Annotated in this window: 23 protein-coding genes, 1 other RNA gene and 1 pseudogene; 15 read left to right on the top strand and 10 right to left on the bottom strand. The window is 69.6% G+C overall.

Annotated elements, in window-relative coordinates; translation table 11 throughout:
* The first annotated feature begins 8 nt into the window (after positions 1-8).
* Genes JFB92_RS25190 through JFB92_RS02845 form a run of 3 tightly spaced genes read left to right on the top strand, consistent with a single transcriptional unit; the run spans position 9 to position 2,010 of the window.
* Positions 9-539: an FtsB family cell division protein gene (locus JFB92_RS25190; protein WP_199034671.1), complete on the top strand. Its 531-nt coding sequence runs from the start codon at positions 9-11 to the stop codon at positions 537-539.
* 32 nt (positions 540-571) lie between these two features.
* Positions 572-1,084 carry a DUF501 domain-containing protein gene (locus JFB92_RS02850; protein WP_199034669.1) on the top strand — a complete coding sequence of 171 codons (513 nt, stop codon included), beginning with the start codon at positions 572-574 and terminating at the stop codon, positions 1,082-1,084.
* Entirely contained in the window at positions 1,081-2,010 is a 930-nt protein-coding gene (locus tag JFB92_RS02845) for a Ppx/GppA phosphatase family protein (protein ID WP_199034667.1), read from the top strand. The genes JFB92_RS02850 and JFB92_RS02845 overlap by 4 nt, the downstream gene beginning before the upstream one ends.
* 430 nt (positions 2,011-2,440) lie before the next feature.
* On the opposite strand, the gene JFB92_RS02840 is transcribed toward JFB92_RS02845, so the two are convergent.
* Positions 2,441-3,064 carry a hypothetical protein gene (locus tag JFB92_RS02840; RefSeq protein ID WP_199034665.1) on the bottom strand — a complete coding sequence of 208 codons (624 nt, stop codon included), beginning with the start codon at positions 3,062-3,064 and terminating at the stop codon, positions 2,441-2,443.
* A 191-nt stretch (positions 3,065-3,255) separates the two neighbouring features.
* On the opposite strand from JFB92_RS02840, the gene JFB92_RS02835 reads away from it, so the two are divergent.
* Positions 3,256-3,948, top strand: coding sequence for a TetR/AcrR family transcriptional regulator (locus tag JFB92_RS02835; protein ID WP_199034664.1), 693 nt, complete (start codon positions 3,256-3,258; stop codon positions 3,946-3,948).
* A gap of 66 nt (positions 3,949-4,014) precedes the next feature.
* Positions 4,015-4,503, top strand: coding sequence for a hypothetical protein (locus JFB92_RS02830; RefSeq protein ID WP_199034663.1), 489 nt, complete (start codon positions 4,015-4,017; stop codon positions 4,501-4,503).
* A gap of 48 nt (positions 4,504-4,551) precedes the next feature.
* Here the strand turns inward: JFB92_RS02830 and JFB92_RS02825 are convergent, their stop codons facing one another.
* On the bottom strand, positions 4,552-5,361 hold the full coding sequence (locus tag JFB92_RS02825) for a PP2C family protein-serine/threonine phosphatase (RefSeq protein WP_199034662.1): 810 nt from the start codon (positions 5,359-5,361) through the stop codon (positions 4,552-4,554).
* 298 nt (positions 5,362-5,659) lie between these two features.
* Here JFB92_RS02825 and JFB92_RS02820 point away from each other — a divergent pair, with 298 nt between their 5' ends.
* The 8 genes and pseudogenes from JFB92_RS02820 (at position 5,660) to ssrA (ending at position 13,132) form a co-directional block, all read left to right on the top strand.
* Entirely contained in the window at positions 5,660-6,973 is a 1,314-nt protein-coding gene (locus JFB92_RS02820) for a protein kinase domain-containing protein (protein ID WP_199034661.1), read from the top strand.
* 252 nt (positions 6,974-7,225) lie between these two features.
* The gene (locus JFB92_RS02815) at positions 7,226-7,735 is read left to right on the top strand and encodes a PadR family transcriptional regulator (protein ID WP_199034660.1); all 510 of its coding nucleotides are present in this window, start codon (positions 7,226-7,228) and stop codon (positions 7,733-7,735) included.
* Positions 7,736-7,856: 121 nt separating this feature from the next.
* Positions 7,857-8,969, top strand: a complete 1,113-nt coding sequence (gene prfB, locus JFB92_RS02810; RefSeq protein WP_199034659.1) for a peptide chain release factor 2 — start codon at positions 7,857-7,859, stop codon at positions 8,967-8,969.
* A gap of 197 nt (positions 8,970-9,166) precedes the next feature.
* Entirely contained in the window at positions 9,167-9,847 is a 681-nt protein-coding gene (ftsE, locus tag JFB92_RS02805; RefSeq protein WP_199034658.1) for a cell division ATP-binding protein FtsE, read from the top strand.
* A 23-nt stretch (positions 9,848-9,870) separates the two neighbouring features.
* Positions 9,871-10,746 carry a permease-like cell division protein FtsX gene (gene ftsX / locus JFB92_RS02800; RefSeq protein ID WP_199034657.1) on the top strand — a complete coding sequence of 292 codons (876 nt, stop codon included), beginning with the start codon at positions 9,871-9,873 and terminating at the stop codon, positions 10,744-10,746.
* Between the two features lie 68 nt (positions 10,747-10,814).
* Positions 10,815-12,050, top strand: a complete 1,236-nt coding sequence (locus JFB92_RS02795) for a M23 family metallopeptidase (RefSeq protein ID WP_199034655.1) — start codon at positions 10,815-10,817, stop codon at positions 12,048-12,050.
* A gap of 56 nt (positions 12,051-12,106) precedes the next feature.
* Positions 12,107-12,598: pseudogene (smpB, locus tag JFB92_RS02790) on the top strand (SsrA-binding protein SmpB); the annotation flags it as partial.
* Between the two features lie 163 nt (positions 12,599-12,761).
* Positions 12,762-13,132: a transfer-messenger RNA gene (ssrA, locus tag JFB92_RS02785) on the top strand.
* A 279-nt stretch (positions 13,133-13,411) separates the two neighbouring features.
* Here the strand turns inward: ssrA and JFB92_RS02780 are convergent.
* From JFB92_RS02780 to JFB92_RS02770, 3 genes are read right to left on the bottom strand one after another with little or no spacing between them, the layout of a single operon-like run.
* Positions 13,412-13,792 carry a VOC family protein gene (locus tag JFB92_RS02780; RefSeq protein WP_199034650.1) on the bottom strand — a complete coding sequence of 127 codons (381 nt, stop codon included), beginning with the start codon at positions 13,790-13,792 and terminating at the stop codon, positions 13,412-13,414.
* Positions 13,789-14,136 (bottom strand): ArsR/SmtB family transcription factor, encoded by a 348-nt coding sequence (locus JFB92_RS02775; RefSeq protein WP_199034648.1) that lies wholly within the window; start codon positions 14,134-14,136, stop codon positions 13,789-13,791. Before JFB92_RS02775 ends, JFB92_RS02780 begins: the two co-directional genes overlap by 4 nt.
* Positions 14,126-14,557: an SRPBCC domain-containing protein gene (locus JFB92_RS02770; RefSeq protein ID WP_199034646.1), complete on the bottom strand. Its 432-nt coding sequence runs from the start codon at positions 14,555-14,557 to the stop codon at positions 14,126-14,128. The genes JFB92_RS02775 and JFB92_RS02770 overlap by 11 nt, the downstream gene beginning before the upstream one ends.
* A 494-nt stretch (positions 14,558-15,051) precedes the next feature.
* Between JFB92_RS02770 and JFB92_RS02765 the strand changes: the two genes are divergently transcribed.
* Positions 15,052-15,513 (top strand): SRPBCC family protein, encoded by a 462-nt coding sequence (locus tag JFB92_RS02765; protein ID WP_199034637.1) that lies wholly within the window; start codon positions 15,052-15,054, stop codon positions 15,511-15,513.
* Here the strand turns inward: JFB92_RS02765 and JFB92_RS02760 are convergent.
* The 5 genes from JFB92_RS02760 to JFB92_RS02740 form a co-directional block, all read right to left on the bottom strand.
* Positions 15,485-16,720, bottom strand: a complete 1,236-nt coding sequence (locus JFB92_RS02760; RefSeq protein ID WP_199034635.1) for an MFS transporter — start codon at positions 16,718-16,720, stop codon at positions 15,485-15,487. The two genes, JFB92_RS02765 and JFB92_RS02760, sit on opposite strands and share 29 nt — an antisense overlap.
* Positions 16,717-17,694 carry an ABC transporter substrate-binding protein gene (locus tag JFB92_RS02755; RefSeq protein ID WP_199034633.1) on the bottom strand — a complete coding sequence of 326 codons (978 nt, stop codon included), beginning with the start codon at positions 17,692-17,694 and terminating at the stop codon, positions 16,717-16,719. Before JFB92_RS02755 ends, JFB92_RS02760 begins: the two co-directional genes overlap by 4 nt.
* Positions 17,691-18,482, bottom strand: a complete 792-nt coding sequence (locus JFB92_RS02750; RefSeq protein WP_199034631.1) for an ABC transporter ATP-binding protein — start codon at positions 18,480-18,482, stop codon at positions 17,691-17,693. Before JFB92_RS02750 ends, JFB92_RS02755 begins: the two co-directional genes overlap by 4 nt.
* 1 nt (position 18,483) lies before the next feature.
* A complete protein-coding gene (locus JFB92_RS02745) occupies positions 18,484-19,566 on the bottom strand; it encodes a FecCD family ABC transporter permease (protein ID WP_199034629.1) in 1,083 nt (360 codons plus the stop codon).
* A 107-nt stretch (positions 19,567-19,673) separates the two neighbouring features.
* Positions 19,674-20,795 (bottom strand): magnesium and cobalt transport protein CorA, encoded by a 1,122-nt coding sequence (locus tag JFB92_RS02740; RefSeq protein ID WP_199034627.1) that lies wholly within the window; start codon positions 20,793-20,795, stop codon positions 19,674-19,676.
* A 93-nt stretch (positions 20,796-20,888) separates the two neighbouring features.
* Here JFB92_RS02740 and JFB92_RS02735 point away from each other — a divergent pair, with 93 nt between their 5' ends.
* The gene (locus tag JFB92_RS02735; protein WP_199034625.1) at positions 20,889-21,725 is read left to right on the top strand and encodes an aldo/keto reductase; all 837 of its coding nucleotides are present in this window, start codon (positions 20,889-20,891) and stop codon (positions 21,723-21,725) included.
* Positions 21,726-21,829: the final 104 nt, after the last annotated feature.

Genomic DNA, 21,829 nt, shown 5'->3' with positions numbered 1-21,829 from the left:
CTGGGGCCGTGAGCGCCAGCCGACGACCCAACCGCCCCGGAGCACGATCGACCGGTCCCGGTCGCACCCGTGCCGCCCGGCGGACGGCCCCCGGGGCGACGACTTCTCGCCCCAGCGTCAAACGGGTCCGCGTCCGCCCCCAGCGGCGGATCTCCCGCCGCGCCGCCGTCGTGGCACTGGTCCTGTCGGCCCTCGCGCTCGCCTACGCCTACCCCCTGCGCACCTATGTCGAGCAGCGCATCGAGATCAACCGGCTCGAGACCGAGCAGGCCGAGCAGCGCGGCGACATCGCCGAGCTCGAGGCCGAGCGGGCCAAATGGGACGACCCCGAATACATCAAGGCCCAGATCCGCTCCAGCCTCCTCCTGGTCGAACCGGGCGAGGACCTGGTGATCGTCATCGACGAAGAGGACCCGACCCGGCCCGGCGCCGACGACGAGGAGACCGAGTCCGACCGGCCGTGGTACGACGACCTGGCCGATACCTTTGAAGACGCCGACCAGCTCGAACCCGACGACACCGAGGAAGCACAGGATTGAAACCCGACTCTTGGCCGCAGGAGCCTCAGCCGGTGACCGAGGCCGACGCCGAGGCCGTCTCCGCCCAACTCGGGCGCCCGATCCGCGGTGCGCACGCGGTCGCTTGGCGCTGCCCCTGCGGTCGGCCCGCGGTCATCGAGACCGAGCCGCGCCTGCCCGACGGGTCCCCGTTCCCCACCACCTACTACCTGACCTGCCCTAAAGCCGCCTCGGCCATCGGCAGGCTCGAAGGCGGCGGCGTCATGAGGGAGATGAACGAGCGGCTCGAAGCCGACGAGGAACTGGCCGCGGCCCACTGCCGCGCCCACGAAGACTACCTCGCCCGCCGCGCGAAGCTCGGCCGAGTGCCCGAGATCGAGGGCGTCTCGGCAGGGGGCCTGCCCGACCGCGTCAAATGCCTGCACGCCCTGGCCGGACACGCGCTCGCCGCCGGACCGGGCGTCGACCCGTTCGGCGACGAGACCATCGAACGGCTGCCGGAGTGGTGGAAGAACGGCAGCTGCGCGACCGATACCTCAGACGACCCAAGGGATGGCGCCGAATGAACACCGGAACCAGGCGAGTGGCCGGCATCGACTGCGGCACCAACTCGATCCGCCTGCTCATAGCCGACATCGACGCCGACGGCCGGCTCCACGACATCGTGCGCCGCATGGAGATAGTCCGTCTCGGCGAAGGCGTCGACGACACCGGACGGCTCGCTCCGGCCGCGCTCGAACGCACCCGCGCCGCGCTGGCCGACTACACCGCTCAGATCCGCGAGCACGGCGCCGAGGCCGTCCGCATGACCGCGACCTCGGCCAGCCGCGACGCCGCGAACGCCGAAGAGTTCACGTCCATGGTCGAATCGGTCCTCGGCGTCGCACCGGAGGTCATCTCCGGCGACGAGGAGGCCCGGCTCTCCTTCACCGGCGCGGTCGCCACGCTGCCGGAGCTCGACGGGCAGCGGCTCCTGGTCGACATCGGCGGCGGCTCGACCGAATTCGTGCGCGGCCGCTCCAGCGAAGTCCTCGAGGCCATCTCGGTCGACGTCGGGTGCGTGCGCATGACCGAGCGCCACCTGCGCACCGACCCGCCGACCGCCTCCGAGACCATGGCCGCGGTGGCCGACATCCGCTCCGTCACCGACCGCGCGCTGGCCGTGGCCGACCCCGATCGCGCCGCGGTGGAACTGGTCGCCGTGGCCGGCACCGCCACCACTATCGCCGGGATGGCGCTCGACCTGCCCGCCTACGACGCCGACGCGATCGACGGCTCCCGCGTGACATACGAGCAAGTCGCCAAGGTCACCGCCGACCTGGCCGGCACCGACCACGACCAGCGCCTGGCGATCCCGGTGATGCACCCGGGCCGGGCCGACGTCATCTACGGCGGCGCGCTGGTGCTGCGGACCATCATGGAGCGTGTCGAGGCCGAGAGCGTCCTGATCAGCGAGCACGACATCCTGGACGGCGTCGCCCTGTCGGCCTGACATATCGGATATTCACGGTATTCCGGCGTGGACTAAGTTGTCTCATGCCTCGAAAGAAGCCGATGAACAGGTTGTCAACAGGGTTATCCACAGGCGGCAAGATTCCCTTGCGGTTCAGACTGGATCCTGTGATTGTTGTATGGCAAAAAGGCCAACTCGAGTTAGGTGCTCATAGGTACCGGCTCTTGCAGGACGGCGGCCGAAGTGGGAATCCCGGGAGTCGCCAGACAAGACCGCGCGCGGAGGCCTCCGCGCGCGGCTCCTGCAAGAGCCCCTTCGCGAAGGAAATCGCGGGCGGCCGGCACCCAGCCGGCCGCCCGCCCTTCCTCGCTAGAGCCGCAGCAAAGGCGCGATCTTCGGATCGCTGAGTCCGCAGCGAGGCGCAATCTCCGGATGACCACGCCTTTCGGGAGGCGCGAGCACTGGAGCGCTAGGCTCTCGGTGCGGTGCGATCTCCGGATCGCGCCGCCCGCCACAGCTCGGCGGCGATCCACAGCGCGCTCACGGTCACCAGTGCGCCCCAGGCGATCCGCGCCGGATGCGGCAGGTAGAAGTGCGGGAGATAGGAGACCATCGCCACGGCCATCGGCACCGCGCTCCAGCGGTTCATCGTTCCTGAGCGCCACACGACCGAGGCGGCCAGGATCGCGGCGACCGCTATGAGTACCAAGCCGACACCGAAGACGGTCACCGCGGTCGCGTCCATGCGGAACGCCTCGCCGACCTCGGTGAGTCCCGCGTCGCCCTCGGCGACGGCCCGCTCGCCGATCGCCTTGAGCCCGTATGTCTCGGCGCCGTAGTAGGAGATGGACAGCGCCGATCCCATGTAGCCGATGGCCGCCGCGAGGGACGCGGGCTTCTCCAATGGTGTCCCATCGAGGTGCCCGCGCAGGGCGCCCCAGGCCAGGGGGATGAGGGCGAGTCCGATGATGGCGGCGATGTGGCCGACGGCCCAGCCGGTCGAGGCCCAGGAGGCGGCGCCATCGAGGGTGGTCTGGTCCGCGCGCGGGGCCGCGGTCTCGTAGACGGTGAAGAGGATGCCGGCGATGGCCATGCCGATGGCACCCGCCTTCGTCCGGGAGGTAGGACGCCGCCCTCTCAAGGCGGAATCGGCAGCGTGAGGGTGCATGATCGCTCCTGCGGTCGATGTTCTTATTAGAGATCAGTGATCTTGGTATGGATCGATGATCTCATGATGCCGAGATGACCGCAAGAGCGGCGCTCTCATTTATGTACACTGGTCGCATGAGTGCACCGAGAACTGCCCGCCAGCGCGCTCGTGACGAGCTCACCAGGGAGATCCTGGCCGCCGCGAGGCGCCAGCTCGCTGAGGTCGGGGCCTCGGCGCTGTCCTTGCGGGCCGTCGCCCGCGAGCTCGAAATGGCCTCATCCGCGATCTACCGCTACTTCTCCAGCCGCGATGAGCTGCTGACCGCGCTCATCATCGAGTCCTACAACGAGCTCGGCGTGGCCGCCGAGCGCGGCGACGACCCCGGCGCCGAGCCGGGGGAGCGGTGGATGGGCACCTGGCGGGCGGTCCGCCGGTGGGCCTTGGACAACCGCCACGAGTTCGCGCTGCTCTACGGCACCCCGGTGCCCGGGTACGCCGCTCCCGAGGACACCATCGGTCCGGCCGGGCGCATGGCGTTGTGCCTGGCGCGCATCATCACCGACGCCAAGGCGGCCGGGCTGCTCTCGCTGCCCGACGCCCCGGCCTGCCCGCCCGGGGCCATCGAGGAGGAGCTCACTCGATTGATTCCGGAAGCGGAGTCCACCGTCGAGGAGGTCGCCCGCCTGATCCAGGCCTGGAACCGCGTGATCGGGGTCCTCTCGTTCGAACTCCACGGGCACTTCAACAACGTCACCGCCGACAGCGGGGCCTTCTTCGACTACACCGCGCGCACGGCCGGGGCCTACGTCGGGCTGCCCCTCGACTGAGGTTGCGGGCGGTCCGTAGTTTCTATTGCGGGAGGAGATCGCATCCCAACAGATCTGGAGCGAATCATGAGATTGCCCGCCCGCTTCGCCGCACTCGCCGCCGCCGGTGCGGTCGCGATCGGCCTGGCCGCCTGCACCGCCGAGGACGAGCCGGCCTCGGACGACAGTGAGACCACCGAATCGGCCGCCGACGAGGAGGCCGCCTCTACTGAGAACCCGCAGGCCGAAGAGCAGGATGACGACACCCTGCTCGAGTCCCTCGTCGGCACCTGGGAGGCCGATGTCGAGGACGTCGGATACCACGGCTCGAAATTGACCGTGGCCGAGGACGGCTCCGCCACACTGAACTCGTTCGCGAGCCAGCGCGGGCCGCACGAGGGCGAGATCCTCTTCGCGGCCGACGGCTCGGCCGTCTTCCAGGGCGTCATAGTCGAAGACGGCGCTGAGCTCGACGACAGCGACATCACCATCGACCTCGAGTACGACGCCGAGGCCGACACACTCGTGCTCACCTACCCCAGCGGTGAGGGCTACGAGCACGCCAGGGCCGAATAAGCCGTAGTGGCAGGGCGGGCAATGCAAATCGCTGAGCCCGTGTCCCTGTCAGTTTCGCAGGGCCAGGCCGATGAAGACCGCCGCGACCGCCAGGACCGCCACGGTCGCGGCGGTGAACCACGGCCAGCGCGGGAACCGCTGTCGCTCCGACACGTCCCCGACCACGACCGTCACGTTGTCCGGGCCGCCCTGCTCCAGGGCCAGCCGCACCAGTTCGTCGGCGGCCGACTGCGGCTCGGCGAAGTCCCGCAGCACCGACTCGATCGCCGTGTCGTCGACCACGTCCGTCAGCCCGTCCGAGCACAGCATGTACCGGTCGCCCAATTTGGCCGGGCGGGTCTCGAAATGCGCCGGGGCGGGGTTGGCCTGGAGCACGCGGGTCACCACCGACTTGTAGGGGTGGTCCTGCGCCTCGTCAGGGGTGATCGCGCCCTCGTCGACCAGGTGCTGCACGTACGAGTCGTCTACGGTGACCTGGACGAAGTCCTCGCCGCGCAGCTGGTAGGCGCGGGAGTCGCCTATGTGGACGATGTCGACCGAGTCGTCGCCCAACCACAGGCCGGTGAGGGTCGTCGCCATGCCCTCGGACTCGGGGTTCTCGGCCACGGCCGCGCGGATGCGGTCTCGCGCGGCCTCGACGACCTCCCCGAGCTCGGTCTCGGCCTCCACCGGCGGGCGGCGGGCCAGGCGCGTGACCTCGGCGATGGTCACGCCGCTGGCGACCTCGCCGGCGGCGGCGCCGCCGACGCCGTCAGCGACCGCGAGCAGGCGCCGCGAAGCGAGGTGTGAGTCCTCGTTGAGGTCGCGCACTCTGCCCACGTCGGTGGCGGCGCCGTAGCGCCAGCGTAGTTCGGTCACAGGCGATCACCACTGAGCTCAGACCGGGATTCGGCTTTCTGTTTGAAGCATGGCCGTTCGAGGGACATGCGCGCAAGTGTAGTGGTTGGCAGGTCACGAGATGCGACCGTAGATTTCGCTCACGCCCGCGCGAAAGGGCTGTTCAGCGCCGACTTGCGAGCCGCGCGCCCCGCCCGGGCGGCCCCGAAGCCATGTATCCCGGGATCGTGCCACCCTGGAGTCACCACCCTGACCTGCTCGGACGTCGAGCATACATTGGAATGGCGAAGGCTCCCAACGCCAGCCCCGAGGAGGCGTCATGGAAACCGTCCTGGCCGATCGCTTCGTCCTTCAGTCCGAGATCGCGCGCGGCGCGGTCGGCATCGTGTGGCGCGGAGTCGACAGGGTCACCGGCGAGGCCGTCGCCGTCAAGGTCCTGCGCGGGGAGCTGCGCGGCGAGACCGAGATCGTCGAGAGCTTCTTCGCCGAGGCCGAGATCCTCAACGCCATCGACCACCCCGGCGTGGTCGGCGTCCGCGACTTCATCGTCACCGACGAGGTCCTGGCGGTCGTCCTGGAGCACCTCGAGGGCCCCGACCTGCGCGAGTACCTGCGTCAGGGCGGGCCGATGTCGCAGGCCGAGGCCGCCAGGCGCTGCGCCTCGGCCGCCGAGACCATCGCCGCGGTCCACCGCGCCGGCTACCTCCACGGCGACATCAAGCCCGGGAACCTCATGCTCACCTCCGACGGCGTCAAGTTCATCGACTTCGGCATCGCCCGCCCGGCCGGCTCGACCACCACCCCCTCCCACGGCACCCCCGAGTACACCGCCCCGGAGGTCGCCGCTGGCGAGTCGGCCTGCCCCGGCATCGACAGCTACGCGCTCGGCCTGGTCCTGTACGAGGCCGTCACCGCCCGCAGCGCCTACCGGGGCGGCTCGATCACCGATGTGCTCGACCGCCACATGACCAAGATCCCGGTCAAGCCCGCCGCAGTCGACGCCGAGCTGTGGGAGGTCGTGGAGACCCTCCTGGCGCTCGACCCGAAGCGGCGCGGCGACCTCGACGGCATCGCCGCCGAACTGCGCCGACTCGCGCCGCGGCTGTCCGAGCAGGCCTCCGCTCCGGTGGAGCCGGGGCTGCGGGACCGGGAGGCGACCTCCGCGGTCGAATACTCGCCGGTCACCCCCGCCGCCGGCGAGAGCCTGCTCGACGACATCCTCGAGGCGCCCGAACCGCCGTCGCGGCGCCGCCGCGGGCTCGCCTTGGCCGGGGCCGGCGCGCTCGGCCTGGCCGCGATCGCCGCGATCGTCCTCTTCGCCCTCCCCAGGGGCGAGACCGGAGGCGGGGAGGACGTCGCCGACGAGCCCGGCACCTCCGAGAGCGCCGAGGAGGACCCGACCGCCGGCGAGTCCGACGGGCCGTCTCCGGAGCCGTCCGAGGCTCCCTCGGAAGAGGGCACCGACGCCCCCACCGCCGAGGGCCCGGAGGCTGATAGCGCACCAGACGCAACTGAAACGGATGACTTGTCCGGTTCGGAGGGCGAGAATGGCGCAGACGACTCCAATGAGGGTAGTTCGGGCGACGACTTCCCCGGAGGAGACCTCATCGGCTCGCGCATGCCGGGCAACTGAATGCGATGGCGACAGTCGATAATGCTGCGTAACTAGAGCGCGACACCGGGTATTGCGAAACTGCGGTCGCGATCGGGATCACACCTTTGGTATTCTGCAAACACGCGTTCCCATCTCCTGAGTGGTAACGACCGATTCGCAAGGGTTGCAAGGAATTGCAGTACCGCACTTGGCTACGCATCGGTGTCGTGCAGTCGACACATTGGAGTCGTCCACTTGTCAGGAACCTATCCACATGGCATCCTGTCGGGCATGGCAGGAAAAGAACTCAACGCGACCTCAGCAGCATTGCTGGGTTTGCTACACGAAGGTCCAATGACAGGTGGGCAACTCATGGCAGAGGCGACTCGTCGCCTCGGTCCGTACTGGACCATGACACGCTCGCAGGTTTACCGAGAACTCCCGGCTCTGGCCGAAGCGGGCCTGGTCCGCGTCGGCAAGCCGGGCCCGCGCGCTTCGGTGCCGTACACGATCAGCGCCAACGGCAAGCGCGCCTTCACCCGCTGGCTCAACGAGCCGGCCCGAATCGGCCAACTCCGCGACCCGGTCGCGCTCCGCACCGCGTTCACCGACTACATGGCCGCCGACACGCTCGACGACATGTACGGCGACGCCCTGGAACAGCACCAGGAGGCCCTGACCGAGGCCCGCGCCTCGGTCAAGGACTACGCGGACGAGGACCCGGGCGCCTCGGCGGCCATGGAATTCGCCGTCGGCTACCACCGGGCGGCCGTCAATTGGATCAAGAAGCGCACCTCCTAGCTTCAAGCACTAGGGGGCGTCGCCTTCGCGACCGCACCGCACGAACGGGACGGGACGCGGGCCACCCATGGCCCGCGTCCCGCTTCGTATGAGCCCGAATACAGGCGTACCCTGATCAGTTGTGACCAGTGACGATGCATCCGCCGACCTCCGTGAACTGAAAGCGACCCTCGCCAGCGTCGAGGCGGTCCTCGACCTGCCGTCGCTGCGCCGCGAGAAGGGCGAGCTCGAGGCCGCCGCGGCCGACCCCGGCCTGTGGGACGACGCCGAGCACGCCCAAGAGGTCACCTCCCGCCTCTCCTACGTCCAGGCCGAGCTCAACAAGATCGCCGACCTGCACTCCCGCCTCGACGACGTCGAAGTCATGTTCGAACTGGCCGAGGACGAGGACGACCAGTCCGCCCGCGGCGAGGCCGGCGCCGAACTGGCCGACATCGGCAAGGTCATCGACGAGCTGGAGGTGCGCACGCTGCTGTCGGGGAAGTACGACGAGCGCAACGCGGTGGTCACCGTCCGCTCCGGTGCCGGCGGCGCCGACGCCTGCGACTTCGCCGAGCAGCTGATGCGCATGTACCTGCGCTGGGCCGAGGCCCACGGCTTCGCCACCGAGGTCTACGACACCTCCTATGCCGAGGAGGCCGGCATCCGCTCGGCCACCTTCGCCGTGAACGGCCCCTACGCCTACGGCACCCTCTCGGTCGAGCAGGGCACCCACCGCGTGGTCCGCATCAGCAAATACGACAACCAGGGCCGCCGCCAGACCGGCTTCGCCGCCGTCGAGGTCGTGCCCGCCCTGGAGCAGACCGACTCGATCGAGGTCCCCGACGAGGAGATCCGCGTCGACGTCTACCGTTCCTCCGGGCCCGGCGGCCAGTCGGTCAACACCACCGACTCGGCGGTGCGCATCACCCACATCCCCACCGGCGTGGTCGTCACCTGCCAGAACGAGAAGAGCCAGATCCAGAACAAGGCCACCGCGATGGCCCTGCTCAAGGCCAAGCTCCTCCAGCTCAAGCGCGACGAGGAGCGGGCCAAGGTCGACGAGCTGCGCGGCTCGGCCACCGCCTCCTGGGGCGACCAGATGCGCTCCTACGTCGAGCACCCGTACCAGATGGTCAAGGACCTGCGCACCGGTTTCGAGACCGCCGACGTCAAGGGCGTCTACGACGGCGCCATCGACCGCTTCCTCGAGGCCGGCATCCGCTGGCGCAGGTCGGGAGAGAAGTCCGAATGACCGCCCGGAAGTGATCGGTCGCGCACGCTCGGGCGACTCGTATGGGCCCTGTGACCAGAACCGTTTCGGCCGTTCGGGTGAAATCGGTTCGTTACCTTCGAACAGGCGGGACATATGGGCCCTAAGCGCCACGGTATGCCACGCATGTACTGGAGCCGCCCGACCGGCGCGGGGCCGAGAGGGCTAGACTCCGGCTCGTGATTCAGCTCGAGGGCGTAACCAAGCACTACCCCCGGTCGAACCGTCCGTCGGTGGAGGACGTCAACGTTCACATCGACAAGGGAGAGTTCGTATTCTTCATCGGCCCGACCGGCGCGGGGAAGTCCACGATCATCAAGCTCCTGCTGCGCGAAGAGGTCCCCGACAAGGGCAAGGTCGTCGTCAACGACAAGGACGTGACCAAGCTGCGCCGCTGGAAGGTGCCGGCCTACCGCCGCACCATCGGCTGCGTGTTCCAGGACTTCCGGCTGCTGCCGAACCGCACCGCCGCCGAGAACGTGGCCTTCGCGCTCGAGGTCATCGGCAAGCCCCGGTCGGTCGCCCGACGGGTCGTCCCCGAGGTCCTCGAGCTGGTCGGCCTCGGCGGCAAGGAGCACCGCTACCCGCACGAGCTCTCCGGCGGCGAGCAGCAGCGCGTGGCCGTCGCGCGGGCATTCGTGAACCGGCCTCTGATCATGCTGGCCGACGAGCCCACCGGTAACCTCGACCCCGACACCTCGATCGAGATCATGCGGCTCCTCGACCGCATCAGCCGGACCGGCACCACCATCGTGATGGTCACCCACGACTCCAACATCGTGAACCAGATGCGCCGCCGCGTCATCGAGATCGAGAACGGCCAGGTCATCCGCGACCAGGCTCGCGGCGTCTACGGCTAAGCGGAAGGCAGAGAACAGAGCACATGCGCGCGAAGTACGTGATGTCCGAGGTGTTCCTCGGACTGTGGCGCAACATCTCAATGACGGTCGCCATGATCATCACCATGGCGGTGTCGCTGACCATGCTCGGCGCCGGCCTGCTGCTGTACAACCAGGTCGATGTGATCGAGGAGTACTACCAGACGAACCTCGAGGTCGTCATCTACCTCGAACGCGACATCTCCCAGGAGCAGATCGACCAGATCGAGTCCGATCTGCTGTCGAACGACCTGGTCGCGCAGGTCCAGTTCGAGTCGCAGGAGGAGGCCTGGAAGAGGTTCCAGGACACCTTCGAGGAGTCCCCGGACCTGGTGGCCTCGGTCGACCCCTCGGTGCTCCCGCCGGCCTTTCGCGTCAAGCTGAAGGACATCAACGACGCCGACCAGCTGATCGCCGAGTACGCCGAACGCGAAGGCGTCTCCCAGGCCACCAACCAGAAGGAGATCCTCCAGCAGGTCTTCGACATCCTCGGCGGCGCGCAGCGGCTGACGCTCATCGTCGCGCTGGTCCAGGGCGTGGCCGCGCTGATGCTGGTGGCCAACACCATCCAGGTCGCGGCTTATTCGCGGCGCCGCGAGGTGGCGATCATGAAACTGGTCGGCGCCCCGAACTGGTTCGTGCAGGCCCCGTTCGTCCTGGAGGCGGTCTTCGCCGGCGTCATCGGCGCCCTGTTCGCCTTCGGGACGCTGGTGGCCTCCAAGATATTCGTCATAGACGGCCAGTTCGAGGACCTGTTCCAACTCATGCCGCCGGTGGAGTGGAACTCGGTGCTGCTCCTGCTGCCGATCCTGGCGGCGATCTCGGCGGTCATCAGCGCCGTAACCGCCTGGATCACGCTCCGGTTCAACATCCGGGTGTAGTCACCCGAAAGGCGGATTCCGCCTGAAATACCCGAATTGGAGTCGCAGATCGACTAAATTCGGGTGCCATGAAGCGGATTGGTGTACTGCTCGCGGCCGTGCTCATAGTGGCGGCCGCGAGCGGGCCCGCCGCGGGAGCCCCCACGCAGGAGGACCTCGACCGCGTCGAGCGCGAGAAGTCCCGCATGGCCTCGCTGCTGGAGGACGCCGGCGAGGAGGTCCAGGAGGCCGGGCAGACCCTGGCCGAGACCGAGACGCTGCTCCCGGGCGCCGAGGAGGACGTGAGCGTGGCCGAGGGCCGGGTGGCGGCCGCCGAGGCCGTGGCCGCCGAGGCCGAGCGCGAGGCCGAGGAGGCCCGCGAGGCGCTCGAAGCGGCCCAGGAGGAGTACGAGGAGGCCGCCGACGCGGTCGAGGAGGCCCGCCAGGCGCGGGCCGAGATGTTCACCGCGACCTACCGCGGCGCCGAACTGCTCACCGTGGACGCGATCCTGTCCTCCGATGACACCTCGCAGGCCCTGGACCGGATGACGTACCTCGAGTTCATGATCGAGGGCAAGAACATCGCCGTCGAGGACGTGACGCTCAAGCGCCGCGAGGCCTCCAACGCCGAGGGCACCGCCACCGTGGCGGAGGCCGAGGCGGCCGAGGCTGAGGCCGCCGCCGAACAGGCCCTGGCCGACGCCGAGGAGCGCTACGAGGAGGCCGTGGACGCCCGCGCCGAGGTCGAACGCCTGGTGGGGGAGCGCGAGGAGGCGCTGGCGGTGGCCGAGGACGCCGAGTCCGAGGCGCAGTCGGAGTACGACCGGCTCGAGCGAGCATCCGAGGACCTGGCCGACGCGCTGCGCGAGGCCGACTCCGGGTCGTCCTCCTCGGGCGGGGGCTCCTCGTCCGGTGGCGGCTCGGGTTCGGGCTTCGTGCTGCCGGTCGACGGGTGGAAGTCCTCGGACTTCGGCTGGCGGACCCACCCGATCTACGGCACCCAGCGCTTCCACAGCGGCACCGACTTCGCCGCCGGGCACGGGGCGACGATCCACGCGGTCGATTCGGGGACGGTGGTCTACGCCGGCTGGAACGGCGGCTACGGCATGCTCACATGTATCAGCCACGGCGGGGGCGTGACCAGCTGCTACGCCCACCAGTCGAGCATCTCGGTCAGCAACGGCCAGCATGTGAGCCGCGACCAGAGCATCGGGGCGGTCGGCACCACCGGGACCTCGACCGGCGCCCACCTGCACTTCGAGGTCCGGAAGGGCGGCAACCCGGTCAACCCGCTGCCCTACCTGCCCTCGTGCCTGTGCCGTTGAGGCCGCCCCGGCAATAGCGCTCGACAGCACGGACGTTCGATCACTAAACTTGCCGCGTGTCCAAGAAGAAGCAGCCGAAAGTCAAGCACTCCGGCCCCGAGCGCACGGTCGTGACCACCAACCGCAAGGCCCGTCACGACTACGACATCCTGGACACCTACGAGGCCGGTCTGGTCCTGTCGGGGACCGAGGTCAAAGCCCTGCGCCAGGGCCGGGGCAACATCGTCGACGCCTTCGCCGAGGTGCGCAACGGCGAGGCCCGCGTCCACAACTTCCACATCCCCGAGTACGACTACGGGACGTGGACCAACCACCCGCCGCGCCGCATCCGCAAGCTCCTGCTGCACCGCGGTGAGATCGACCGGCTCACCGGCAAGCTCGGCGAGACCGGGCTGACGCTGGTGCCGCTGTCGGTGTACTTCCAGAACGGCTGGGCGAAGATGGAGCTGGGGCTCGCCCGCGGCCGCAAGGCCCACGACAAGCGCCAGGCCATCGCCAAGCGCGAGGCCGACCGCGAGATCGAGCGGGCCATGGGCAGGGCGGCCAAGCGCGGCGGTTTAGGGGGTGTCCGGTGGTCCCGAACGGGCCGGATACAGCCTCGCCCGGGACCACCAGAGACCCCCACCGGAATATCCCTTGCCGGTCCGCCGTTGAACTGAGCTAGAATTCCAGAGCACAACTGAACAGGGGTACTCCAACCTCATCATCCTCGGGGCTGATCGGTTTCGACTCCGTGTGTCGATGTGAGGGAAGCGGGTCGAGGAAGCCAACGCTGTCTCGTTAACCAACGTTGGAAACGAATAATCGCCAACGCAAAGCGCGATTCCTTCGCTCTCGCTGCCTAAGCGACAGTGAAGGTGCAGCATCGGATAGGCGTCCGTTCCGAATTAGCTGCATCATCTAGGACGCTAGGTCGACGTCTTGGCCGCTGGGCCGTCGACGACACCAACGGTGGCTAGAGCCCGCCACGCCGACTTGTCCGCGAGATCGGCGGGGCTCGATAATAGGCGCAGCGGACTGCACCCGGAGAAGTCTCACAGAAGCAGCGGAGGACCTGGGTTCGATTCCCAGCAGCTCCACATCACCATGGGCCCCCTTGCGGGGCCCATGTGTGCGTCTGTGACCGCTTGTGAACGACTGTGACCGGTCGCAGGCAGGTTTTCTGGACAACTGGAATCGGGGAGCGACAGCTTCGAGGACCCTGCTCCAAGTCCGGTTCGGGTAGGTTGCCGAGGGCATCGATGCGGCAGTTGCCTGAATTGCCAGGGCCACTGCAGTCGGCGAATGTGGGCACGCGTCCGGTCGGGCGTCGATCGCCGCGAGCGTTCAATAGAACTCTGGGGTCTTGTTCCCGGCGCTCTTCAGTCGGGGCGTCGAATGAGATGTGGGACTCCTACAGGGTTCGTGATCCAGTGGGCCGCCAAGCCCGGCGGCAGTGGCTCCAGTTCATCCTGAGGGGACACGCCGTGCTCGGCGAGGTGGCTGGTGGCTTGCTCCACGTCGTCGGTGAACAGCTCTAGCCAGAGCTCGGCACTCGCGTAGTTGTCGACTCGGTCGAGCCAGAGCGTCACCGGCCCGAACTGCACAGACACGGACTGCTGCACGCCGGCGGCGATGTCGGCCCGGCTCTCGTCGACCACGTCCATGCCCAGTACGTCTCGGTAGAAGGCGACGGTCTGCTCGAACTGTGCTTTCGGGAGTTTCATGGCGATGTTCTGACCGCCGCCGAACTGCGGGTTCATGATGGGTCCTCCGATGTGCTGTCCAGATGGTCTTGCAGGGAATGCAGGCGCTGGTCCCAGTCTCGTGCCATTGCGGCGAGGAACTGCTGTGCCACTTGCATAGGCGCGGAGTGCAGCCGGTATCGAACGCGACGCCCTTCTCTCGGTTCCGGTGCCACCAGACCCGTCTGGGTAAGCAGGGCCAGGTGCTTGGCGATCGCCTGCCGGGTGATGGGCAACCGATCGGCGAGTTCGGTCACGGTGGCCGGGCCGCCGGACGCCAGCTCGGTCAGAATGGCGCGCCGAGTCGGGTCGGCGAGCGCGACGAAAACCTGTTCGGCGATCGCCTCAGCATCAGGAGGCATCGAGGTATCCGACGAGTTCGTCGAGTTCGCTCGCCCATCCTTCGACGTTGCCTTCGAATGCGTCGCGATGGACGTTGTCGGAAAGCTGCGCGAAACCGGTCTCGACCACGCGCAGCAGCGTGCCGGTGTCCACCGATTCTAGGGTGAACTCGACATAGGTGCGCCGCGGATCGTCCTCGGGCAGTCCGGTGATCGGCCAGGTGAATCCGAAGACCGTTGCCGCCTCCACGCGTTCCACGCGCAGTTCAGCGGTCTCGCCCCCGGTCCATCGCATCCACCCCGACCCGCCCGGACGCAGATCTATCTGCGCTTCGGTACCGAACCAGCCGCTCAGGCCCTCTGCGGTGGTCAGCGCAGCCCACACCTTGTCCGGTGGATGAGCGAGCTCCACGGTGCGCTCGATGCTGTCTGGAAAACCCATCGCGTACCCCCAATTAATCGCAACTTGATGGTTGCCATCTTATTGCAACCATCGAGTTGCGTCAACTTTCGGGGGAGGCCGTTTCGGGTGCCTGCTCACCCGAGTTCCAGTCGACCGCCACGCACCCTCCGGGCCCGAGGCTGCTGGCGCCGCCTGGGATGGCGTGGACTTCGGCCGGGTGGATGCGCGTCATCGGTGACATTGCGGCCATGGCCGAGATCCGGGAAGCGTCCTGCCGGGGACATGCCGCACAGAGTTGCACGCGTCTGACCTGGGAGGTGAAGCAGGTACCTTCGACCCCGCACTGACCCGCTTCTGATTACGCCGAGGATCGGTCCTTGCGCTGCTGGGACAGCGCCGGGCGTATTGGGTGGTTCATGAAGGAACGGCGGAGCTGTTGACTTCTTGTTCGGCGTTCAGTCGCCGATACAGGGATCGCGGCGGCACCGGCGTGGACGGCTTGCCGTGTCGGGGGTGGTGGCTACCATTCGCGCATGGAGAGAATCGACAGGGCCTCCAAGGACATCGCGGTCTCGACCGAGCGGGCCTACGCGGCACTGGTCGAGCCGGCGGCGCTGCTGGAGTGGCTTCCACCGGCGGGCATGAGCGGGCGGTTCGAGCGGTTCGACGCGCGCCCGGGAGGGTCGTACCGGCTGGTGCTGACCTACGACGACGGCACCGGATCCCCGGGGAAGGCGACCGCCGACTCCGACGTCGTCGAGGCCCGCTTCGTCGAGTTCGTGCCGGGCGAGCGGGTCGTGCAGGACATCGAATTCGAGTCCGACGACCCATCCTTCGCGGGCACGATGACCATGACCTGGACGGTCACGGCGATCGATGGGGGGACGCGGGTGGAGATCAGCGCCGCCGACGTGCCCTCCGGCATCTCCGCCGAAGACCACGCCGCCGGGCTGGCCTCCTCGCTGGCTAACCTCGCCGCCTACCTGGAGCGGTGACCGCTCCGGGCCGCGAAGCGGCGCGGAACCGGACGGCCAGGACCGAAGCGAGGACCAGCCCAGCGGCCAGCGGCAGCGCCAGCGCCCCGGCCAGTCCGAGGTAGCCCGCGGCCGCCAGGCCCGCGCCGCAGAGGGCGGCGCCGGTGAAGGTGCCCAGGCTCATGCCCGCGGCGTTGACGCTGAGGGCCGCGGTGGTGGCCTGTCCGCCCCGGCGCACGAGGAGCGAGGTGATCGCGGCGGCGGCCACGGCGTGCCCGGCGGACTGGGCGGCGACGCCGAGCAGCGCGAGCGGCAGCGCCGGAGCCCAGAACACCGCCGCGAGTCCGGCGGCTGCGGCGGCGAGCCCGGCGACCATGGCCGCGTGCGCGCGCCCCGGCCCCTCCGCGCTCCCGATCCACCGGCCCGCGCCGTAGTTGCCGAGGAAGAACGACAATCCGCTGAGGGTCCACACCAGCGTGAAGGCCGTGGCCGCGACCGCGTACTCGTGCTCGAACCAGGCGGCGAGATACGCCAGGCACCCCATGAGCGCGGCCGTGCGCAGCGCGGCCACCGTGATCAGCCCGAGCAGCGCCGGCCGGGCGGCGATGCCGCGGAAGCCGTCCAGATACGACGGCGGCCCGTCCGCGCCCGCCGCCGCCGAGGGCCCGGGCCGCCGGCGGAAGCCGACGGCGAGCGCGACGGCGACCGCCGCGGTGGCGATCAGGCAGCCGCGCCACCCGGTCTGCCAGGCGATCACGCCGATGACCGGGCCCGCGGCCACCGCCGCGAGCGACTGGGCCGCGGTGACCAGGGTCGCGGCCCGGCCGGAGGTCGCCTCATCGTCGTAGCGCTCGGCGGCGGCCGACAGGAGCGAGGGGAACAGCACGGCCGTGGCCGTGCCGATCCCGGCGCAGAAGACCACGAGCGCGATGTACTCGCCGCTGAGCGCGGCCAGTGAGCTGGCCGCGAGCAGCACCAGTGCCGCCGCGCTCACGTTCTGCTTGGCGAAGCGGCCGAGCAGCGGCGCGACCGCGACGCCGACGACGAGGGCGCAGATGCCGCCGAGGCCCCTGAGGGCGCCGACGGCGGCCACGTCGGCTTCGGCGGCGCGCGCGATGGGGACCAGGAACGTCGAGTAGACGGTGAAGGGAAACAGACTCACGGCCGAGGCGAGCAGCAGCGGCCACAGCTCGCCCCACAGCCGGGCCTCGCTCGTGCGGGTCGTCACTGGAGGGTCTGGAGGTACTCGGAGAACGCCTCCATGCCGTCGATGATGCGGGGCCCGCTGATGGCCTCGTTGTAGTCGAGGACGAAGAACCGATCGTTCACCACGGCCGGGAGGTCCTTGGTGTTGGCGTTGGTCTTGAGGAACTCGATCTTCTCCTCGGCGGGCTGGTCCTGGTAGTCGAGGATGGCGATGACGTCGGGCTGGGCCTCGACGACCGGTTCCCAGCCGACCTGCGTCCAGCGCTCGTCGAGGTCGCCGAAGATGTTGACGGCTCCGGCGGCGGTGAAGATGTCGTTGGGCGGCACCTGGTTGCCGGCCGTGAAGGGCTGGTCGGTGCCGGAGTCGTAGAGGAAGACCTTGAGCGGGTCGCCTTCTGGCGCGGCGGCCTCGACGGCGTCCACGCGCGCTTCGAAGTCGGCGACGACCTCGGCGGCGCGGTCCTCGACGCCGAAGATCTGCCCGAGGCGTTCGAGGTCGGTGTAGAGCCCCTCGAGCGGCGTGGTGGTCTCGGGGTACTCGGGGTAGGAGAAGCACGATTCGGTGTGCATGAAGCTCTGGATGTCGAGGTCGTCGAGGATCTCGGGGGTGATGCCGCGCTCGTCGCTGAACCCGGAGTTCCATCCGGCCACGACGAAGTCGGCGCCGGCGTCGACGACGAGCTCGCGGTTGAGCAGGTCGTCGGAGAGGAACTCGACCTGGGCGTAGTCGTCGGCGAACGGAGACTCCTCCACCGGAGGGTTGGCCGGGGGCATGACGTACCCGTGCACGTGGTCGGTGAGGCCGAGGACGAACATCTTGTCGGCGCTGCCGCCCTCGTACACCACCGCCCGCTCCGGCGTGGTGTACTCCACGGCCTCGCCGCAGCGGTCGACGGTGAAGGTCTGGGCGTCCCCGGAGGACTCGACCTCGGCGCCGCAGGCGGCGGTGAGGGCGAGGACGGCGAGTCCGGCGGCGGTGCTGGTGGTGCGTTTCATCGGGTTCCTTCGGTTGTAGCGGGTTCGGGGATCGAGAAGAGGATCTGGGGGCGGCCGGTGCGCGGGTGCGGGACGACCTCGCCGTCGACGCCGAAGACGGTCTTGAGCAGCTCGGCGGTGAGCACCTCGTCGGGCTTGCCGACCGCCACCAGGTCGCCTTCGGACAGCACCGCGATCCGGTCGCACACGGCCGCGGCCAGGTTGAGGTCGTGCAGCACGGTCAGCACCGTCAGGTCCGAGCCGGCGATGAGGGAGAGCAGCCCGAGCTGGTGCTTCAGGTCGAGGTGGTTGGTCGGCTCGTCCAGGACCAGCACGCGCGGCTGCTGGACGAGCGCGCGCGCCACCAGGACCCGCTGCATCTCGCCGCCGGACAGGGTCAGGGCGCCGCGGTCGGCGAGGTGGGCCACGTCGACGCGTTCCATGGCCTCGCGGCACAGCCGCCGCTCGGCCTCGCCGAGCCGCCCGCCGTGCCGGTGATGCGGGTGCCGTCCCATCGCGACGATCTCGGCGACGGTGAAGTCGAGGTGCGCCCGGTGCTGCTGGGTGACGGCCGCGACGGTGAGGGCCGCCTCGCGCCTGGGCAGCTTCCACAGGTCGCGGTCGCCGGTCCACACTGCGCCGCTGTCGGGCCGCAGCGAGCGGTAGACGCTGCGCAGGGCCGTGGTCTTGCCCGAGCCGTTGGGGCCGATGAGGCCGAGCACGGTGCCGGACGGGGCCTCGAGGGTCAGGTCGCGGATGATCCGGGCGCCGCCGATGGCGACGCCGAGCCGGTCGAGGCGCAGGTCCATGTCAGCTTCCTCCGAACAGGTAGCCGCGGCGGCGCAGCAGGTAGACGAACACCGGCACGCCGATCAGCGCGGTCACGGCGCCGACCGGCAGCTCCCGCGGGGCCACGAGCGTGCGGGAGGCGAGGTCGATCCAGACCATCAGGACCGCCCCGGTCAGCGGCGCCACGGCCAGGACCCGGCCGTGGTCGGCGCCGACGACGATGCGGACCACGTGGGGCACGATGAGCCCGACGAAGCCGATCGCGCCGGAGACGGCGACCATGACGCCGGTCACCAGGGAGGTGAGCGCGAGCAGCCAGGCGAGCTGACGCCCGGAGTCGACGCCGAGGCTGGAGGCGGTCTCCTCGCCCATGGACAGCACGTCCAGGATCCTGGCGTTGCGGGCCAGGACGGCGATGCCGGCGACCACCGCGACGGCGACGACCGGGAGCGTCGCCCAGCTCGCGGCCCCGAAGCCGCCCATCGTCCAGAACAGCACGGTGCTGGCGGCCTCGGCGTCGGGCGCGAAGTAGACGATGACGCTCATCGCCGCCTGGAACGCGAAGGACATGGCGACGCCGACCAGGACCAGCCGCAGCGGGCTCAGTCCGGTGCGCTGGACGGCGGCGAGGTAGACCACGAGCGCGGCGGCCAGGGCGCCGACGAAGGCGCCGCCGGAGACCGCGTAGATCCCGAGCGCTCCGAGGCCGCCCCAGACGCCGACGGCGACCGCGCCGGTCGCGGCCCCGGCCGAGACGCCGAGCAGGTACGGCTCGGCGAGCGCGTTGCGGACCATCGCCTGGACCGCGACGCCCATCGCGCCGAGGCCCGCGCCGACGAGCGCGGCGAGCAGGACTCGCGGGGTGCGGATCTGCCACACGATCTGGTAGCGGCCGGCCTCCTCGGCCGGGATGGTCCCGCCGGTGAGCGCGGCCCACAGGTAGGAGGCGGTGTCGGCCGGCGGGATCGAGGCCGCGCCAGCGCCGATCGAGACCAGCGCGGAGACCGCCAGTGCGACCGCGAGCACGGCCGCGACGGGCGCGACCGGGCGGGGTCGTCCTGCGGCGCGGCCCTGCGGCCGTTCGACGGCGGCGGGCTCTGCCATGGGGTCCTCTCATTCCGGGAGCGGAATGATAATGACAATCAAGATCAAGAAATGTGCGCATGGACCCGCGGGATGTGAGTTGCGCGGCAGCCACCGGTCCAGCGGACCTAGAACCATTCGCGCCATTTCATGAAGCGGTAGAGGACCACGCTGCACAGCAGCATCAGGACCACGGCAATGGGGTACCCCAGGGTCCAGTGGAGCTCGGGCATGTGGTCGAAGTTCATGCCGTAGACGGTGCCGACCAGCGTGGGGGCGAACAGGATCGCCGCCCAGGCCGAGATCTTCTTGACGACCTCGTTCTGGGCCAGGCCGGCCTGGGTGATGCGGGCCATCTCCTCGTTCTGGCGCTGGGCGACGACGGTGGCGTTGACCGAGAGCATGTTGTTCAGCAGCTCGCGGTAGCCCTCGACGCGCTCGTTGACGCGCACGGCGTGGTCCTCGACGTCCCGCAGCAGCCGCTGGAGCTCGAGGTCGATCCGGTACTTCTCGAAACCCGACCGCAGCAGGCCGCACATCTCCTCGAGCGGGGCCACCGCGCGGTGGAACTCGATGACCTCGCGGCCCAGCTTGTAGATGCGCCGGGAGACCTCGACGTCGCCGCCGAAGACCTCGGACTCGATCTCGTCGAGGTCGCCGTCGACCCCGGCCAGGACCGGGGAGTAGTCGTCGACGACCCGGTCGAGGACGGCGTACAGGACCGCTTCGGGGCCCAGGCGCAGCAGCTCGGGGTGGTCCTCCATGCGGCGGCGGACCAGGCCCAGCTCCGGGGCCTCGGATCGGCGGATGGTGACGATGAAGTCCGGGCCCGCGAACAGGTGCAGCTCGCCGATCTCGACCTGCTCGGCCGAGTCGAGGTAGTGGGCGGGGCGCAGGACGCAGAACAGGGTCTCGCCGTAGCGTTCGAGCTTGGGCCGCTGGTGCCCGGTCAGGGCGTCCTCGACCGCGAGCGGGTGGAGGTCGAACTCGGCGGCCACCGACTGGACGGTGGCGTCGTCGGGCCGGTAGAGGCCGATCCACCCCATGCCGCGGCCGGCGCGGACCAGTTCGTAGGTGCGCTCCAGGGACCCCGACTCGATCCGGTGCCCGTCGGCGTAGACGGCGGTCTCGACCACGGCCTCGGTGCCGCTGCGGTGTCCCTGCCAGCCCGGGTCCTCCTCGTCCGGCGAGCCCTGCGGGCGCCGGTCGGGGTCCCGTTTGCGGAAGGGGTTCCGATCGAACCTGGCCATCGCCGCTCCTCCGTTCCTCGAACTTGCTGCGACAGTAGCGCGGCGACGTATGGTGGGGGACGGCAAACGGATGCAAACGGATGGAGCAGCACCATGACCACCACCGCACCGACCGTCGCGCTCAGCGGCGGCGCGACCATGCCCCGGCTGGGCCTGGGGACCTGGCCGATGGACGACGCCGAGTCCGAGCGCGTGGTCGCGGAGGCGGTCGAGGCCGGTTACCGGCTGTTCGACACCGCCGAGAACTACCGGAACGAGCGCGGCGTGGGACGCGGGGTGAAGGCCTCGGGCGCGGCGCGCGAGGACCTGTTCGTGACCACGAAGTTCAACAAGCGCTGGCACGGGGTCGCCGAGGCCGCCGAGGCCTGCGAGCGGAGCCTGGACCTGATGGGCCTGGACTATCTGGACCTGCTGCTGATCCACTGGCCGAACCCCGACCAGGACCGGTACGTCGACGCCTGGAAGGGCATGATCCGGCTCCGGGAGCAGGGCCGGGTGAAGGCGATCGGCACCTCGAACTTCAAGCCGTCGCATCTGGAGCGGCTGATCGCCGAGACCGGCGTGGCTCCGGAGGTCAACCAGATCCAGCTGAGCCCGCTGACCACCCGCGGCGAGGCGCGCGCCTTCCACGCCGAGCACGGGATCGTGACCGAGTCGTGGTCGCCGCTGGGCGGGGACGGCGTGGACGCGCTGCGCGAGCCGGTCGTGGCCGAGCTGGCCGAGCGCTACGGCCGGACGCCGGGGCAGGTCGTGCTGCGCTGGCATATGGAGCTCGGCCTGGTCACGGTGCCGAAGTCGAGCAATTCCGAGCGGCTGCGCGAGAACCTGGACGTCTTCGACTTCTCTCTGGACGAAGCGGACGTGGCCGCGCTGTCGGCCCTGGACCGCGGGGAAGGCGCCGCGGCCGACTCGGACAAGTTCGGGCACTGACGCCGAACGCATGAGCCGTCCCTAACCCCCACCCTCCCTAGAAGGGGAACCTTAGGGGCCAGCTTGGCGGGTGCCTCCGACAAGAGGGCCGGGTGCGGAGGCGC

The organism is Glycomyces salinus (assembly GCF_016428645.1).
GTDB classification, from domain to species: Bacteria; Actinomycetota; Actinomycetes; order Mycobacteriales; family Micromonosporaceae; genus Glycomyces; species Glycomyces salinus.
The sequence above is the reverse complement of the archived record's forward strand: the minus strand, read 5'-3'. Positions and strand labels throughout refer to the sequence as shown.